The sequence below is a fragment of the Clostridium paridis genome (genome assembly GCF_016765615.1).
GTDB lineage: Bacteria > Bacillota > Clostridia > Clostridiales > Clostridiaceae > Clostridium_T > Clostridium_T paridis.
On record NZ_JAESWA010000017.1, the window covers coordinates 365,552 to 383,158 of the forward strand.

Genomic DNA, 17,607 nt, shown 5'->3' on the forward strand with positions numbered 1-17,607 from the left:
AACTACACCTTCTCTAGTCAAAAAATTTTGTTTGATTGTCTATTGCATTATTAATCTTTTTTCTTCCTAAATGTTTATAACTTTTATCTGTTGCCATTCTACCTCTTGGAGTTCTAATTATAAATCCTCTTTGTAACAAATATGGTTCATAAACATCCTCAATAGTGCCTAATTCTTCTCCAACGAAATAAGATAGGGTTTCAATTCCAACTGGACCTCCATTAAAGTTATCTATTATGGCTTCTAATATCTTATTATCCACTCTATCAAAACCTTCTCCGTCAACTTCTAAAAGTTCTAGAGCATCCTTTGCATCTTGAAGATTAATTATGTTATGTTCCTTAACTTCAGAAAAATCTCTTACTCTTTTCAGTAATCTATTTGCAATTCTAGGTGTTCCTCTTGAACGTCGAGCTATTTCAAAAGCAGCGTCATAATCTATATTACATCCTAGAATATCAGCACTTCTAATTACAATCTCCTTTAGTTCCTCATTGGTATAATACTCCATTGCTGCTAAAACTCCAAATCTATCTCTTAATGGAGCTGAAAGCATACCAATCCTTGTTGTGGCACCTAATAATGTAAACTTAGGCAAATCAAGTCTTATTGACTTAGCTGCTGCTCCTTTACCTATTACAATATCCAGTGCATAATCTTCCATAGCAGGATAAAGTATTTCTTCAACACTTCTATTTAATCTATGTATTTCATCAATAAATAAAACATCATATTCATTTAATGATGTTAGTATTGCCGCTAAATCTCCTGCTCTTTCAATGGCAGGGCCTGAAGTTATCTTTAATTCTCCACCCATTTCTTTAGCAATTATATTAGCAAGTGTTGTTTTACCTAGCCCTGGAGGGCCATATAAAAGAACGTGGTCTAAAGACTCCCTTCTTTTTTTAGCAGCCTTTATGAAAATATTCATTTTTTCCTTAACTTTTTCTTGTCCTATATATTCGCTAATCCTTTGGGGTCTCAAACTATACTCTGATTGAACATCTTCTTCCATTTTAGATGTAGTAATAATCCTATCCTCCATAGTAATCCCCCTATCTCATTAGATTTCTTAAACAATCTTTAATAATATTTTCAATTGTTTGTTCCTTATTTACTAAAGATATTGCTCCTTTTGCTTCTTTTTCACTATACCCTAAAGCAACTAATGCAGTAAGTGCTTCATTAATATTATTAGCATAATCATCATTTATTGAGATTTCTGCTTCTCTTTCAATTAACTCGTCTGGTTTCAACTTATCCTTAAGTTCCAAGATAATTCTTTGAGCCGTTTTTTTCCCAATTCCAGGAGCTCTAACAATATGCTTTTCATCCTCTGTCATAATAGCATATTTCAAATTATTAACTGAGCTGATTGAAAGTAGTGATAATGCAGCCTTAGCACCTACTCCATTTATAGTTAGTAAGATATTAAACATTTCTAATTCTTCCCTAGTTATAAAACCATATAATCCAATAAAATCTTCCCTTACAATTTGTTGAATATATATTAATACTTCATCCTCAATTTTAGGAAGCTTTGCAATAGTTGTTCCTGATGTATATACCTTATATCCTATACCGCCATTATCAATAATTATGTATTCTTTATTAAAACCCTTATAAATTCCTTTTATGTATTCATACATTATAATCACCTCAATATAAACCTAAATTATACTTTAGCATTTATTATGAGGTTTTTCAATTATGAAATTCCTTTATTAATAAAAATAGGAAAACCTTATTAATGGTTTTCCCTTTTTACTTATTATGAAATAAATTCACTTAATTTTTCTTCAGCTTCATCTTTTGTACTAAAAGAAAATACAAAGCTTGTAATCTTATTCCTATCTAGTTCATTTAATTGTGATACTTTTTTGTAATCTCTAAACACATCTTGTTTCTCATCTTCAATGGTAGGATTTCCATTTGCATCTGCCTTGTAAATTGCAAAATATCCATCCTTTTCTCCTAAATAATACTTGTTAGGCGTAAGCTTTGATTCACTTATCTTATTAAAAACCATTTGTTCATCTTTCTCGGTTTCTAGAGTATAGTTATCTTTCTTAAGATCTTGAAGCAATGCTTCTCTATTCAAGTCACCTTCTATATTATTTTTACTCTTGTATTCTTTTAATGTAAGCGATTCTTCAACTTTATCTTTATTCTTTAATATTATTTCAACATCATCGCCTAAAATATTATTTCTAGCATCTGCAAGTTTTTTATTATCAATCTTTTCTTTTTCTGCTGCATTTGTAATTTCTATATATTTTGAAGCAATAGTATAACTAATAACAAAAACCCCTATTAAAAATATAATTGCTGTTACCACTAATGGAATAATTTTTTTCTTATTAAACATAATCTCACCTCTATTAGCGATTATGTCCATATTTTTCTAACTTATTCAAACTTCTTGACAATTATAGGATTTTTTTACAATCCTCGTAACCTAATTTATATAAGCTAATTAGCTTTTCTCTATTCTTAGTCATTCTCTCTACTTGAAGTTTTTCGCTTGGCCTTATAACTATGGCTTTACCATCTTTTTCAAGTTTCTCTATTAACTCTAATTGCCTATTATATACTTCACTTCTACTTTCAAGCGCTTTTAATAGATTAGGGTATTTTTTATATTTTTGCTTAACAAAAAAAGATACCTTTGAATTTGGCTTTCTATATCCAGCATTTCTTGTTAATACAACAACAAATTTATCATAACCATCTTTAATTGCCTTCTCTATTGGAAGTGGATCTGCTAATGCACCATCTAAATATAGTTTATCCTCATAATGAACAATTGGTGAAATTATTGGAAGTGATGAAGAGGCTCTTACAATCATATTAGGGTCACTTGCTTCGCTTTTTTCATAATAGTTAGCTTTGCCAGTCTCAACATCAGTAACTCCAATATAAAATGTAGCTTCGCTTTCTTTAAACGCTTTATAATCAAAAACTTCTAATTCATTTGGAAGTACATCATATATAAAATCCATTCCAAAAAGTGAACCTTCTTTTAAGTAATTTCTTAAACTTAAATATCTTTTATCCCTGATGTAATCTGCAAAAATCCTTTTGTTTCTACCTCTCTGCCCAGAAATATAAGAAAAAGCATAACTGGCACCGGCAGATACTCCAATAACATATGGAAATCTAACCTCATTTTCTAAAAAATATTCTAGAACACCAGCCGTATATACTCCTCTCATTCCTCCGCCTTCTAAAATTAATGCATGATCTTTCATTACTATTCCTCCTACTAAATACTGCGTCTATATATAATATACCAAATTTTTACGTATTAATCTCTTAAAATTATGTAAACTTAAGTTTTCATTATAGAACTGCAAGTTCCACTTCAACTATTAATATCTTGACTTAGAAAGTTATGGGTGATAATATAAAAATAAATCAGAGTAAATTAATCGGAATTAAGAGGTGTTTTTATGAAAGAAAACTTAATAACAATAAATTCATTAAGTACAAAAGTTCAAGATAGAGATATATTAAAGTCTCTCAATCTTTCAATAAATAAAGGAGAAGTTCATGTAATAATGGGACCTAATGGTGCTGGAAAGTCAACCTTAGCCTATACCATTATGGGACACCCAAAATATGAAGTATCTGAAGGATCCATAGTTTTTGAAGGTGAAAATATAACTGAATTAAAGGTTAATGAAAGAGCAAAAAGAGGTATATTTTTATCTTTTCAAAGTCCAGAGGCGGTTCCTGGTATAACTGTTGAAAACTTCATAAGAACTGCAAAAAGTTCAATTGAAGATAAAAATATAAGCCCTTTCTCATTTAACTTTAAGTTAAGAAATAAGATGAACTCTTTAAAAATTCCTGAATCATATAGTGAAAGATATTTAAACGTTGGATTCTCAGGTGGAGAGAGGAAGAAAAACGAAATACTTCAAATGCTCTTACTTGAGCCAAAGCTTGCAATACTTGATGAAACTGATTCTGGTCTAGATGTTGATGCAGTCAAAATTGTTTCTGAAGGCGTTTCAATGTTTAAGAATGAAAATAACTCAATTTTAATAATTACACATAATACTAAGATTCTAGAACACTTAAAGCCTGATTTCGTTCATGTTTTAATAGATGGAAATATTGTTAAAACTGGTGGAGAAGAAATTATTAATGACATTAATGAAAATGGCTTCAGTAGTTTTAAAACTCTTATAGAAAAGTAAGGTGAGAAATATGGAAAATAAAAAGACCTTCATAGAAGATGTTGATAGAGGCATATATGATGTGAAGAATGAAGATAAATTCAGCTATAAAACTGAAAAAGGATTAACAAAAGAGGTTATCTTAGCAATTTCTAAAGAAAAAGATGATCCTGATTGGATGAGAGATTTTAGATTAAAATCTCTAGACATTTATAACTCAATTGAAGTTCCAACTTGGGGTCCTGATATTAGTGATTTAGATATGAATAATATTGTAGCATATGTAAAACCTGATACTTCTATGAAAGGAACTTGGGATGAGGTTCCAGACGAAATCAAAAATACTTTTGAATTACTTGGAATTCCTGAAGCTGAAAGAACTTCCTTAGCTGGTGTTGGTGCTCAATATGATTCTGAAGTTGTTTACCATAGTATACGAGAAGATCTAGTTAAACAAGGAGTTATATATACTGATATAGAAACTGCACTAAAAGAACATGGAGATATCGTTAAGAAATACTTTATGAAACTAGTCCCTCCCCAAGATCATAAATTTGCAGCATTACATGGGGCTGTATGGTCCGGAGGTTCCTTTGTTTATGTTCCTGAAGGAATAAACGTTGAAATTCCTCTTCAATCTTACTTTAGATTAAATTCTCCTGGTGCAGGTCAATTTGAACATACATTAATTATAGTAGAAAAAGGTGCAAAACTTCATTTTATTGAAGGCTGCTCTGCTCCAAAATATAATGTTACAAATTTACATGCAGGTTGTGTAGAACTATTTGTTAAAGAAGGAGCTACCTTAAGATATTCCACTATTGAAAATTGGTCGCGAAATATGATGAATCTTAATACTAAGAGAGCTTCTGTAGAGAAAAATGGTAAAATTGAATGGATTTCTGGTTCATTTGGTTCTAAAGTTTCAATGCTATATCCTATGAGTATTTTAAAAGGCGAAGGTGCATCTTCTGAGTTTACCGGAATTACCTTTGCATCTTCAGGACAAAACTTGGACACAGGCACTAAAGTTGTTCATGCCGCACCAAATACTACTTCTACTATTAATTCTAAATCAATTTCAAAGAATGGTGGTATTGCAACATATAGAGGTGTAGTTAAAATTACCCCTGCTGCAGTAAATTCTAAATCAACTGTTTCCTGTGAATCATTGATGTTAGATAATGAGTCTATCTCTGATACTATTCCAGTTATTCAAATAGAAAATGATGAGGTAGATATCGGACATGAAGCTAAAATCGGAAGAATATCTGATGATGCTATCTTCTATTTAATGTCTAGAGGCCTAAGTGAGGATGAAGCTAAGAAAATGATTGTAAGGGGATTTGTAGAACCTATATCAAAGGAACTTCCACTTGAGTACGCAGTTGAAATGAATAACTTAATAAATTTAGAACTAGAAGGAGCCATAGGTTAGGAGGGGTATTTATGTCAGAAATATTTAAAAATTTAAATGAAATACCAGTAAAGACTTTTCGTTGGCTTGGAATAAATAACTTGTCACTAAAAGATATTGCAATTCCAGAAGTTCATAACCTTAGTAGAAACTATAGTGATATAAAAAATGATAACTATGATTTAATCTACTCTAATAAAAAATCACCTGAACTTTTAGAACTGAAGAACGAAACTTTTGGTATCTCAAATGAAGTAATTAAAGAAATAAATGAAAATTATAATTTAGGTTTTTTCTTAAACATTAAAAAATCTACTACAGAACCAATAATATTAAACTTTGAATTTGATGATAATGATAAATCAATTATAGATAACAACTTAATTATTGCTGATGAGAATTCTAACGCGACAGTAGTTTTGAATTACTCTTCCCTAAATGAATCATCAAGCTATCATAATGGACTTATAAAAATAATTGCAAATAAAAACTCAAAAATCAATGTATTTGTTATTCAAAAGCTTAATAATAGCAGCATAAACTTAAACTCATCACTTTCATTGATTAGAGAAAATGCTGAAGTTAACTTTAGTTCAATAGATTTAGGAAGTAAATACTCAATTTCAAGTTACAATTCCTTCTTAAATGAAAATAAAGGCATATCAAATTTAGATTCCTTATACCTTGGCGAAGACGAAAAAATTATTGATATCAACTACTCAATAATACATAATGGAAAGGAAACTAAAAGTGAAATCAATGCAAAAGGTGCCTTGCTTGGTAAAAGCAAAAAAATATTCAGAGGAACTTTAGATTTTAGAAAAGGCTCATCAAAATCGGTTGGAAAGGAAGAAGAGTATGTAATGCTACTTTCTCCTAACGTGAAGAACAGTTCAATTCCTCTACTTCTATCTAGAGAAGATGATATTCAAGGAGAACATGCTGCTTCAGCAGGAAAAATTGATGAGAGCACTTTATTCTATTTAATGAGCAGAGGTTTATCTATTGAAGAAAGTAGAAAACTACTTATTTTAGCTCACTTTACTCCACTTATTAATAAGTTACCAGCGGACTTTAGAGATGATATTATTACTACTATTGAAAGGAAGTTAAAAAATGCATAACAACATTAAAACTCAATTTCCACTACTTAATAACAATAAAAATTTAGTATATCTTGACTCCGCTGCAACATCTCAAAAGCCCTATAGTGTTATTAATGCACTAACTGAATATTATAATAATGCAAATGCAAATCCTCATCGAGGAGCCTACTCTATATCAATTGAATCCACAAGGATCTATGAAGAAGGAAGAGAAAAAATAAAAAGATTTTTAAATCTTCCTTCCTCTCATGAAGTAATTTTTACTAAAAACAATACAGAAGCTATAAATCTTGTTGCTTACTCATATGGGTTAAACTTTATAAATGAAGGTGATGAAGTTCTTATTGCAATTACTGAGCATCACTCAAATCTAATACCTTGGCAGCAAGTTGCAAAAGTTAAAAATGCTAAGCTAAATTATCTTTATTTGAATGAAGATTATGAAATTACAGATGAGGAAATTAAAAATAAATTAACTGAAAAAACAAAAATCGTAGCAATTGGTCAAGTTTCAAATGTTTTAGGTACAGTAAATCCAGTTGATAAGGTGATTAAAAGAGCACATGAATTAAATGCTAAAGTAATGATAGATGGTGCTCAAGGACTTCCTCATTTGAAAACTGATTTATCAAAGTTAACTCCTGATTTTTATTCTTTTTCACCGCATAAAATATTTGCACCAATGGGGATAGGAGTTTTATGTGCAGATAAAAATTTGCTCGAGGAAATGCCACCATTCATGTTTGGTGGTGATATGGTTGAATATGTATACGAACAAGAAACTACCTTTGATGAGGTTCCTCATAAATTTGAAGCAGGAACCCAGCATGTAGAAGGAGTTCTAGGTTTGACAAAAGCCTTAGAATTTGTTGAATATTTAGGCTATGATTATATAGAAGAAACTGATAGAGAACTTACAGAATATGCACAAGAAAGATTAAATTCTTTACCTTATATTAAAATAATTGGACCAAAAGAAGCATCTAAGAAAATAGCTGTAATTTCTTTTCTAGTTGATGGTATACATCCACATGATATTGCTACAATATTAGATTCTAAAGGTATAGCTGTAAGAGCTGGTAATCATTGTGCACAGCCTTTGCTAAGATTTTTAGGCATTAATTCTACCATAAGAATAAGTTTATCAATATATAATGAAAAAGCTGACATTGATAAACTGATAGATGCATTAGAATATGCTAGGAGGTTATTTGGGTATGGACATGAATAAACTTTATACTGAACTAATCATGGAGCATAATAATTCTAAAAGAAATAAACGAGAATTATTAAATCCAGATGTCACTGAAAAAGGTCATAATCCTTCTTGTGGTGATGAAATTACTTTAGCTGTAAAATACAATGGAGATATTATTGAAGATCTTGCATTTACAGGAACAGGCTGTGCTATATCTCAAGCCTCTGCTTCAATAATGATTGACTTACTAAAAGGAAAACGTAAAGAAGAAGCCTTAGCTTTAGTTGAAAAATTTATTGGAATGATTAAACGAGAAATAAATAATGAGGATGAGTTAATGGAATTAGAAGATGCCTTGGCATTTCAAAATATTCAAAATATGCCTGCAAGAGTTAAATGTGCAGTTTTAGCTTGGCATACATTACAAGAAGCAATTAAGCAATAAAAATCAGAGGTCTAACCTCTGATTTTTCTTACTTAAATATTGTTAAATACAAAAGAACTATATTTAAACTTATAATAATCCCTGCAATAATCATACCAATGGTCTTAACGGATTTTTTATTAACTAAACTCCCCATTAAATCTTTTCTATTTGTTATCTTAAGTAATTGTAATATTGGGAAAGGTAATATAAAGCTTAATGCAACTTGACTTATAATAAGTGCATTCATCGGATTAACTCCTAGTGCAATAATTATAATTGCTGGCGCCATTGTCACTATTCTTCTTAAATTTACTGGTATGCTTAAATTTACAAAGCCTTTCATAATTGTCTGACCAGCCATTGTACCAACAGCAGAAGAAGAAAATCCTGCAGCTATTAATGCTATTCCAAATGCTCCACTAGATAACTCACCTAAAAGTGGTTTCAACGAATATTGTGCCTGCTCGATTGTGTCTACTACTATCCCATTATTAAAAAATACCGCTGCTGAAACTATAACCATTGCTGCATTTACTATAAATGCAATGTTCATTGCTAAGACAATATCTAGTTTTTCCATCTTTAGATGTAACTTTTTGTCCTGTTCGGAAAATTCTTTTCTTCTATGCTGAACTAGCTGTGAGTGAAGATATATAACATGTGGCATAACTGTAGCTCCAAGCATTCCAACAGCAATAAGTAATGCATCTCCACTAGAAATTTGTGGAATTACAGAATGTACTGCTACTTGTCCCCACTGTGGTTTTGCTAAAAATAATTCAAATATATATGAAACTCCAATTATTGCTACAAAAGTAGCAATAATAACTTCTACAATTTTTTGACCATACTTCTCCATATATACAATTAAAAATGTACATATTCCAGTTATTAAAGCTGCATATATCATAGGAATATTAAAAAGCAGGTATAATCCAAGTGTTCCACCTAAAAATTCAGCTAAATCTGTTGCCATAGCTCCAATTTCAGCAATGATCCAAAATGTCCAATTAGCTTTTTTAGAGAATACCCTGCTACACATCTCAGGCAAACTACACCCTGTAGCTATTCCTAGTTTTGCAGAAAGAGTCTGTAAAAAAATTGCCATAAGGTTACTACATAAGATTACCCATATTAATTCATATTTAAATTTAGACCCCCCACTTATATTGGTCGCAAAATTACCTGGATCTATATATGCAACACTGACAATAAAAGCAGGCCCAATATATTTTAAAATTCCCTTTAATTTTTGAAATGATCCCTCTTTTTTATAGGTTACTCTACTTATTTCTGCAGTTCCTGTATTAACTTCCATCTTTAGCACTTCCTTTAGTTTATATTGTTTATCCTCAATTAAGTTTTAGCCTTGGCTAATTTATCAGTTAATATAAACTATGAAAAGAAGTATAAAAATGTTACCCTCGTCAAACTTTTTTATATTTTTCTTTAAATATACAAAACTCATCCTTTATTCTAGGAAATTCCTTAAAAAATTCATTTAATAGATTTAAACTCTCTAAGATATTCTTATTTATATCATGCTCAATCAATTCAACGTCCTGGAGTGAAGAATCTACCTGCATATTATTTAAAAAGGTTTCAATTATATTATGTCTATTTAATAAAAATGCTCCTAATTCCTTTCCCTTTTCAGTTAATATTACTACTCCATACTTTTTATAATCTACCATGTCTAACAATGAAAGTTTTTGAACCATCTTTGTTACAGAAGAAGGTTTTACATTTAATAGTTTTGCTAAAATATTAATACGTATGTACCCTTCTTTAGCTCCATGTCTATATATCATCTCCAAATAATCCTCCATACCTGAAGTAATTATTTCTTTGTTATCTTTTAATAATTGATACCCTCTTACTGTATAAAACTTTTCTTCTGATTCCATAAAAACACATCCTAAAAAGTACTTCATTTATTTATATTAAAAATAGCTCAATAATATTTATTTATTCTAATAATAAATCCAATTACCTACTAAGTATATTTGATAAGTATGTAATGTCTTTTTTTATTTCCAAAATTTAATAATTAATTTTGAATGAATGTAAACGGTATAATAGTAAATATTTTGAAATACTATTAATTACTTACTTGTAGTGCATCTCTATATTTGGTAGAATGAATTGGTTAAAAAATTCACAACTCTTCATCTAAACTGATTATTAGATGATTATGGAAAAAATGATTTTACAATTGAGGTGCGAATATGAAAAATATACTTATCAACGGAACAAAGATAGAAACTAATGAAGACATTACTATTTTAAACTTAGCTAAGAAAAATGGAATAGATATCTCTACACTATGCTTTTTAAAAGATTGTAACGACGTTGGAACTTGTGGTGTATGTGTAGTTGATATTGAAGGAAGAGATGATCTTGCAACATCATGTAATACTATGGCTGAAGATGGTATGGTTATAACTACTTCTTCTGAAAAAATTGAGAACCATATCAAAGAAAGATTATCTACTATGTTAGATAGCCATGAATTTAAATGTGGTCCATGTAAAAGAAGAGAAAATTGTGAGTTCTTAAAGCTTGTAATAAAACATAAAGCAAGAGCTTCAAAACCATTCGTAGTTGCTGATAAGTCTGAATATGTTGATGATAGAAGTAAATCCATTGTTATTGATAGAACAAAATGTGTTCTTTGCGGTAGATGTGTTGGAGCATGCGAAAATAAGACAAGCACTTGTACTATTAAATTCATCGAAAAAGATGGTAAAAAAGTAATTGGAACTGAGAATGATCAATGCTTTGATAATACAGATTGTTTATTATGTGGACAATGCGTTATAGCTTGCCCAGTTGATGCTTTATCAGAAAAAAGCCACATTGATAGAGTTAAGGAAGCAATTGCAGATCCAAATAAACATGTTATAGTTGCTATGGCTCCATCTGTAAGAACTGCTATGGGTGAATTATTCAACATGGGATTTGGTGTGGATGTAACTGGAAAATTATACACTGCATTAAGACAATTAGGTTTTGATAAAATATTTGATATTAACTTTGGCGCAGATATGACAATAATGGAAGAAGCTACTGAACTTGCTCAAAGAATTAAACAAGGTGGACCATTCCCAATGTTTACTTCATGTTGTCCAGGTTGGGTTAGACAAGTTGAAAATTATTTCCCAGATATGTTAGAAAATCTTTCTTCAGCTAAGTCTCCACAACAAATATTTGGAACAGCAAGTAAGACATACTACCCTACAACTGTAGATATAGATCCAAAAAATATCTTTACTGTAACTATAATGCCATGTACAGCTAAGAAATATGAAGCAGACAGACCTGAAATGGAAACTAACGGCTTAAGAGATATTGATGCTGTATTAACTACAAGAGAACTTGGCAAAATGATCAAAGAATTAAAGATTGATTTTGCTAAACTTGAAGATAGCGAAGTGGACCCAGCTATGGGTGAGTATACTGGAGCTGGTGTTATATTCGGAGCAACTGGTGGAGTTATGGAAGCTGCTCTTAGAACAGCAAAAGATTTTATTGAAAATAAAGATTTAGCTGATATTGAATATGAACAAGTAAGAGGACTTAAAGGAATAAAAGAAGCAACTGTTGAAATTGGTGGAAATAACTATAACATAGCAGTTATCAATGGCTCTGCTAATCTATTCGAATTCATGAATTCAGACAAGCTTTATAACAAACAATATCACTTTATAGAAGTTATGTCCTGTGAAGGTGGATGTGTAAATGGGGGTGGACAACCTCATGTAAGTTCTGCTTTAAGAAGTACTGTTGATATAAAAACTGTTAGAGCTTCTGTATTATACAATCAAGATAAAAATCTTAAAAAGAGAAAATCACATGAAAATGTTGCTTTATTAAATATGTACAAGTCTTATATGGGTGAACCTGGCAAGGGACTTGCTCACAAACTATTACATATGAAATATAAGAACGCTAAAACAGAAGAACAAAGCAGCTAAATTGTATTTTAATACATAAACAAAGCAGTCTCCAACGGAGGCTGCTTATTTTAGTTAATTTTCATTACTATCTTTTCACATATTTCATGAGTTCTTAAGGAATCTGAAATGGATGGGTTTGGCATCTTATTTTTTTCAATACACTCTATAAAGTGATCTACTATCTGATAAAAGCCTCTTTTGAACAATGTTGGCTCCCAATCACCGAATTTTAATATATCTTTCTCTTTATCATGAAAATGTATTGTTTCGATTATGTTATCAACAATATATTTATCACCAGCAGTCATATATTCTATTACCTCTTCAGTAACACCATTATTTCTATTCATAATTCCAATTGCCGTACAGCTTTCTCCTATAAGCTCTATAATTACATTGTGAAGCAATTCTCCCTTTTTTGAATATCGAACACTTATATCCTTTACTTCTTCATCCATTAAAAATCTTAGTGTATCAACTACATGTACAAAATCCTCAACTATAAATCTTCGCGTGTAATCTGGCTGCATAAATCTATTTTTTTGGATTATTATAATGTCTGCTTTTCCATGTTCTTTTAATTTTTTAATCATTGGTGCAAATCTTCTGTTAAATCCAACCATTGCAAATTTCTTGCTTTCTTCTGCTAATTTAACTATTTCTTGAGTTTCATCAAAATTTAGTGATATTGGCTTATCTATATATACATGTATTCCATTTTGCAGTAACTTCTTTGCAATTTCAAAATGCGCCTCAGTAGAAGTACTAACAAATACACCTTCTACTCCCATCTCTATTAATTCTTCTACTTTAGTAACACACTCACTTATTCTATATTTTTTTGACAACCTACTTAGGGTATCTTTGTTTCTAGTGCATAACACTAATTCAATACCTTCCTTTTCAGATAGTACTGGTAAATATCCCTTTTTAGCAATGTCACCTAATCCTATAATTCCAATCTTCATAAACTCTCCCTCAACACTACTTTATTATTGTTACTGTATTTTCTTTTCTCTTTGCTGCTGTCGGCATATCTCCATCTCTATAACCTACAATTATGGCGCCGCATACTTTATGACTTTCTGGTACTCCAAGCTCAATCAATAATTCTCTTAAATCATTATTGTCCCCAAACCAAGTTAATTGATTTACATAGCATGAGCCTAAATTAAGTGCATTAGAAGCTAATAGCATATTTTCAATTGCACATGCACTATCAGCCATAGCATTTCCATAATTGCGTTCATTTGTGACAATAATTAATGTGGGAGCATTATAATAAAAGCTGTATGCTTCGTTCTTTGCCGCAACTTTGCCAGAACGTATACTTCTATATGTATTTTCATTAACTTCTAATTTATCAAAGGCGGCTCTCACATATTTATTTAATTCCATAAGCTTCTCTTTATTTTGAAGTACAGTAAAATGCCAGGTTTGAGAATTCCCTCCACTTGGAGCATGTTTCGCAGCTTCTAAAATGATGCTTAAATCTTCATCTAATATTTGATCTTCTAAATATTTTCTGATACTTCTTCTACTTAAAATATTTTCTATTACTTCTTTCATTACTCTATATTCTCCTTATTCACTATTTCATTTTAAAGCCTTGTTCTTTCAAAAAATCCTTCATATGAGGTCTTTGCGGATTACTCATTAGACTTCCTACTTGATTAGTCCAGGTATCTGCTCTTTGTCCATTGGTTCTTTTAATATAGTAATTCTTAATTTGCTCATCATATTCCTTTAACATTTCAACGTCATCATCAGAAGTATAATAATCTGTCTTAAGAACAATTTCCATTGGCAATCTTAACTTATTTCCTGTATCCTCATCTGGATATCCTAAACACATTCCAAACACTGGATATACATTAGTTGGCAACTTAAGTAATTCACTTATCTTATCTGGATTATTTCTAATTCCTCCAATGTAAACTCCTCCTAATCCCATTGATTCCGCTGCTATTAAAGCATTTTGTGCTGCAAGAGTTACATCGACCGTTGATAATATAAAAGTCTCCACATACCCTTCCACAAAAACCTTATTATTCATTTCACAAGCAATTTTAAGACGATTTAAATCGGCGCAGAAAATAAGAAACAAAGGACATTCTTCAATATATTTTTGGTTGCCTGAAAGATTTGCTATACTCCTCCTTTTCTCCATATTATTTATTCTTATAATAGTATAAGCTTGAATATAACTTGAAGTTGAAGCACTTTGAGCACACTCAATTATTTCTTTTATCTTTTCTTCTTCTACTGAAACTGCTTTAAATTTCCTAACAGACTTATGTGATTTTAATAGATTAACTACATCATTCATAAACAAACTTCCCTTCATTTTTCTTTTATTATTTTAAGTTTATCATCCAGAATATGAATTTAATAGTAGTTACCTTTCTCCCATATAATTTCCTAGAGGATACTAGTAAGTTATATATAGTAAAAAACTATGGATACTTTATTCAATATCCATAGTTCATTTTAATACCTCCTATAAATGCCGGTTCCCCTATTTCCCATTAGAATCATAGCTATAATTCCAAAGATAGCGGCTATTAAAGCAATTATTAATATTATTGCAATAATTAAAAAAATAAAATAGCTAAAAAAGTAAAATCCGATCCATATTATTGATAAACCTACGATACCAATTAAAATTCTAAAAGCCAAAGGTATTTCTTCTAACTCTAGGGCATGAATTATTGTCATGACACCTAAAAAGCAAGCTGATGCAAAAGCAATTAAAACAAGAATAGTATCTTTTAGATACAATAATGGATAGTTAATATAATATTTTATAAATTCAATTATATTTTGTGTTCTTGGAAGTTTAGATATACCGCTAAGTGAAAGATAACTAAATAATATAGTTAGTACTATTAAAATAATATATGTAGGTTTTGATCTAAGAAAATAGTATGCTCTCATCTACCTCATCTCCAATATTTCTCTATAAAGCATATGTTCAGAAACTAATAAATATTTTATAAAACTACATTTTAATATATATAAAAAGCACAAGATTATTAAAATTATAATCTTGTGCTCAAATATTTCTTTATTTTACTTGTTCTATAGTATATCCTTTTGATTGTAAGTATTTAAGTATTCCATCTTCTCCACTAAAATACTTAGTTGGAAGTGCAACAAAGTATTTTTTCTTATCCTTTAAATAGCCATCAATTTTTTCTGAATATTCTTTTTTATATTTTGAATCGATAGAATTCTGAAACTTACTAACAATATCATTTAATTTTTTATAAATTTCTTCTTCTCCCGCTGGAACAATATATTTATCATTTAGCTTATTATTTATATCTTCAATATCTCCCTTCTTCCAAGCATCTATTAAGACTAAAGTTTTATCTACATTCTTATCACTATAATATTTTAAAAGTTTTAGTGATGCATCAGCTACTTCATCTGGAGCATTTCCAACCTCTTCAATAAGCTTATATTTATCTGTAAGCTCTATTAATGGTAATTTATTTTGGCTTGCACTATAAATAACATATCTATTTGGTGAATAATTTAGATTCTCTTTATAAATATTTATAAATGAATCAATAGAATTAACTGCTAGAATTTGAGGTTTATTATTTTTTAATTTATCATAAGGCTGATTAGATTTAGTCATCTGTTCAAAAAGTTTAGTTTTTTCTTTGTAAGCTTCCACTGCTTCACCTGAAACATGTTTTTCTATATTATCACCAGATTTTAAAATAGCAATACTATATAACTTTTGTGCATCTACTTTATCTAAATCTGCATTTATTACTACCCCTTCTGATTGTTTTATAGCATCTTCAACTTTTGAATTTAATGGATACATGTCTTTAGTTCCATATTCAATAGTTCCATAAAGATATATTACTTCATCTCCATTTGATATTTTCCACATTGGGCCAATAATATCTGCTGATGCTTTATCATCAATTTTACTAAATGCAGGCATCTCTCCACCTGTCAATGTCCTTTGTGTACTAGCACTTGGACGACTTGAATTGGCAGCTATTAATATTACTACACAAGCTAATATAGTAAAAATAGCAAATGCTTCTTTTTTCTTATATATTTGATAGTCAGGAGATTTTTTTCTTACTACAAAATATGAGATTGTTACAGCTATTCCTGCAATAACAATAAAGTATATAATTGAATTCCCTGCAACCTTAGGAAACATAGTAGCTATAATAACCATAAGTAATTCATGAATACAATATACCCATAAGCTCATATCTCTAAATAATTTTGATTTTCTTTCACTTATGCTCAATTTTGAATTTAATAATCCAATAAAAATAAACGGTACTAATATTATTAATGAAACGTACATATTATGATCGATTGGAATATTATTAGTTATAAGCAAATATGCCTCTACCCCAAATATAACTGCAGATAATAATATAAATACTGCTGCTTTCTTAATTTTTTCATTTAATTTATATTTATTAATTATAACTCCTAAAGTTATAAATGGTACTCCAAAACATAAACCGTTTCTTGTTCTTACAAAAACACTATTATATGCACTTACTATTTTCTCAAATGGAGTACCTAAAATAAATCCATAATAGGTATCTCCAAGTAGTCCTATTGCATAGACAATTATACTTAATATTATTAAACTCTTTACCCAATTTTTTCTTAAGAATAGTGCTACAACTGCAATAGATAAAATTAATGCGGGTAAATACCATAAGCTTGGACTAATTCCATCAAATAGAATATCTTTAACTATTAACTCTATGCTATTATTTCTTTGTTTTATAAAATTAAATAGTATCACTCCATATGCTAAAGAAAATCCTAAATAATATATTAGTATTCTCTTTAAATACTTTATTAAATATCCTTCTTTGCTATATTTTTCATAAATAAAATATCCTGTTGTTATAAAAAAGAATGGTACTGCTATTCTGGCTATTACAAAACTCAAAGTAGCACCTGGAACCTCTCCTAAAGAAAAAAGTGCTGAAGTGTGGATTGTAATTACTAAAATTGCACAAGCAAGCCTCATTATATTAATACTATCATATGTTTTTTTAGTGTTCTCCATATCATCTACCCCCCATAATACATTAATACTAGTCTCGCCATAATATTTTGTCAATTTAGGAAAATAACCCAAATACTACTAATTAAGGTTGTTTATACCTCTTTCCCTTTTATTCTCTTCTCTTTGCTTTTCTTTTGTATTCGTTTATTTTGTTACATTTCAATCTTCTGCGATACATACAATGTAATTTTCTTTCTTTATAAAATAATAGTCCAATAGAAAATAGTTTTTACCTATTTTCTATT

General features: G+C 29.7%; 17 protein-coding genes. 6 read left to right on the forward strand and 11 right to left on the reverse strand.

Translation table 11 applies throughout. The features are described 5' to 3' along the window. Positions 1 to 13 precede the first annotated feature (13 nt). The 4 genes from ruvB to JK634_RS04940 form a co-directional block, all read right to left on the reverse strand. Positions 14 to 1,045 carry a Holliday junction branch migration DNA helicase RuvB gene (gene ruvB / locus JK634_RS04925; protein WP_202766506.1) on the reverse strand — a complete coding sequence of 344 codons (1,032 nt, stop codon included), beginning with the start codon at positions 1,043 to 1,045 and terminating at the stop codon, positions 14 to 16. A 10-nt stretch (positions 1,046 to 1,055) separates the two neighbouring features. Beyond that, positions 1,056 to 1,649 carry a Holliday junction branch migration protein RuvA gene (gene ruvA / locus JK634_RS04930; protein WP_202766507.1) on the reverse strand — a complete coding sequence of 198 codons (594 nt, stop codon included), beginning with the start codon at positions 1,647 to 1,649 and terminating at the stop codon, positions 1,056 to 1,058. Between the two features lie 122 nt (positions 1,650 to 1,771). Then, a complete protein-coding gene (locus JK634_RS04935; RefSeq protein ID WP_202766508.1) occupies positions 1,772 to 2,368 on the reverse strand; it encodes a hypothetical protein in 597 nt (198 codons plus the stop codon). A gap of 61 nt (positions 2,369 to 2,429) precedes the next feature. After that, positions 2,430 to 3,251, reverse strand: a complete 822-nt coding sequence (locus tag JK634_RS04940) for a patatin-like phospholipase family protein (RefSeq protein ID WP_202766509.1) — start codon at positions 3,249 to 3,251, stop codon at positions 2,430 to 2,432. 201 nt (positions 3,252 to 3,452) lie between these two features. Between JK634_RS04940 and sufC the strand changes: the two genes are divergently transcribed. From sufC to sufU, 5 genes are read left to right on the forward strand one after another with little or no spacing between them, the layout of a single operon-like run. Beyond that, the gene (gene sufC, locus JK634_RS04945) at positions 3,453 to 4,205 is read left to right on the forward strand and encodes a Fe-S cluster assembly ATPase SufC (RefSeq protein ID WP_202766510.1); all 753 of its coding nucleotides are present in this window, start codon (positions 3,453 to 3,455) and stop codon (positions 4,203 to 4,205) included. A 10-nt stretch (positions 4,206 to 4,215) separates the two neighbouring features. Beyond that, the gene (sufB, locus tag JK634_RS04950) at positions 4,216 to 5,622 is read left to right on the forward strand and encodes a Fe-S cluster assembly protein SufB (RefSeq protein WP_202766511.1); all 1,407 of its coding nucleotides are present in this window, start codon (positions 4,216 to 4,218) and stop codon (positions 5,620 to 5,622) included. 11 nt (positions 5,623 to 5,633) lie between these two features. Beyond that, positions 5,634 to 6,725, forward strand: coding sequence for a SufB/SufD family protein (locus JK634_RS04955; RefSeq protein WP_202766512.1), 1,092 nt, complete (start codon positions 5,634 to 5,636; stop codon positions 6,723 to 6,725). After that, complete coding sequence (locus tag JK634_RS04960) at positions 6,718 to 7,938, forward strand: SufS family cysteine desulfurase (protein WP_202766513.1); 1,221 nt, start codon at positions 6,718 to 6,720, stop codon at positions 7,936 to 7,938. Before JK634_RS04955 ends, JK634_RS04960 begins: the two co-directional genes overlap by 8 nt. After that, on the forward strand, positions 7,925 to 8,350 hold the full coding sequence (sufU, locus tag JK634_RS04965; protein WP_202766514.1) for a Fe-S cluster assembly sulfur transfer protein SufU: 426 nt from the start codon (positions 7,925 to 7,927) through the stop codon (positions 8,348 to 8,350). Before JK634_RS04960 ends, sufU begins: the two co-directional genes overlap by 14 nt. Before the next feature lie 28 nt (positions 8,351 to 8,378). Here sufU and JK634_RS04970 read toward each other — a convergent pair whose 3' ends face one another. Both JK634_RS04970 and JK634_RS04975 read right to left on the reverse strand, forming a co-directional pair. After that, positions 8,379 to 9,650 carry an Nramp family divalent metal transporter gene (locus JK634_RS04970; RefSeq protein ID WP_202766515.1) on the reverse strand — a complete coding sequence of 424 codons (1,272 nt, stop codon included), beginning with the start codon at positions 9,648 to 9,650 and terminating at the stop codon, positions 8,379 to 8,381. A 109-nt stretch (positions 9,651 to 9,759) separates the two neighbouring features. Then, the gene (locus tag JK634_RS04975; RefSeq protein ID WP_202766516.1) at positions 9,760 to 10,239 is read right to left on the reverse strand and encodes a metal-dependent transcriptional regulator; all 480 of its coding nucleotides are present in this window, start codon (positions 10,237 to 10,239) and stop codon (positions 9,760 to 9,762) included. Positions 10,240 to 10,560: 321 nt separating this feature from the next. Here JK634_RS04975 and JK634_RS04980 point away from each other — a divergent pair, with 321 nt between their 5' ends. Continuing rightward, a complete protein-coding gene (locus tag JK634_RS04980; RefSeq protein ID WP_202766517.1) occupies positions 10,561 to 12,309 on the forward strand; it encodes a ferredoxin hydrogenase in 1,749 nt (582 codons plus the stop codon). Between the two features lie 50 nt (positions 12,310 to 12,359). On the opposite strand, the gene JK634_RS04985 is transcribed toward JK634_RS04980, so the two are convergent. The 5 genes from JK634_RS04985 to JK634_RS05005 form a co-directional block, all read right to left on the reverse strand. Next, entirely contained in the window at positions 12,360 to 13,259 is a 900-nt protein-coding gene (locus JK634_RS04985; protein ID WP_202766518.1) for a Gfo/Idh/MocA family protein, read from the reverse strand. 16 nt (positions 13,260 to 13,275) lie between these two features. After that, entirely contained in the window at positions 13,276 to 13,860 is a 585-nt protein-coding gene (locus tag JK634_RS04990; RefSeq protein ID WP_202766519.1) for a nitroreductase family protein, read from the reverse strand. 22 nt (positions 13,861 to 13,882) lie between these two features. After that, positions 13,883 to 14,620: an oxygen-insensitive NADPH nitroreductase gene (gene nfsA, locus JK634_RS04995; RefSeq protein ID WP_202766520.1), complete on the reverse strand. Its 738-nt coding sequence runs from the start codon at positions 14,618 to 14,620 to the stop codon at positions 13,883 to 13,885. A 161-nt stretch (positions 14,621 to 14,781) separates the two neighbouring features. Continuing rightward, positions 14,782 to 15,228, reverse strand: coding sequence for a hypothetical protein (locus tag JK634_RS05000; RefSeq protein ID WP_202766521.1), 447 nt, complete (start codon positions 15,226 to 15,228; stop codon positions 14,782 to 14,784). 130 nt (positions 15,229 to 15,358) lie between these two features. After that, a complete protein-coding gene (locus tag JK634_RS05005; protein ID WP_202766522.1) occupies positions 15,359 to 17,362 on the reverse strand; it encodes an acyltransferase family protein in 2,004 nt (667 codons plus the stop codon). Positions 17,363 to 17,607 lie beyond the last annotated feature (245 nt).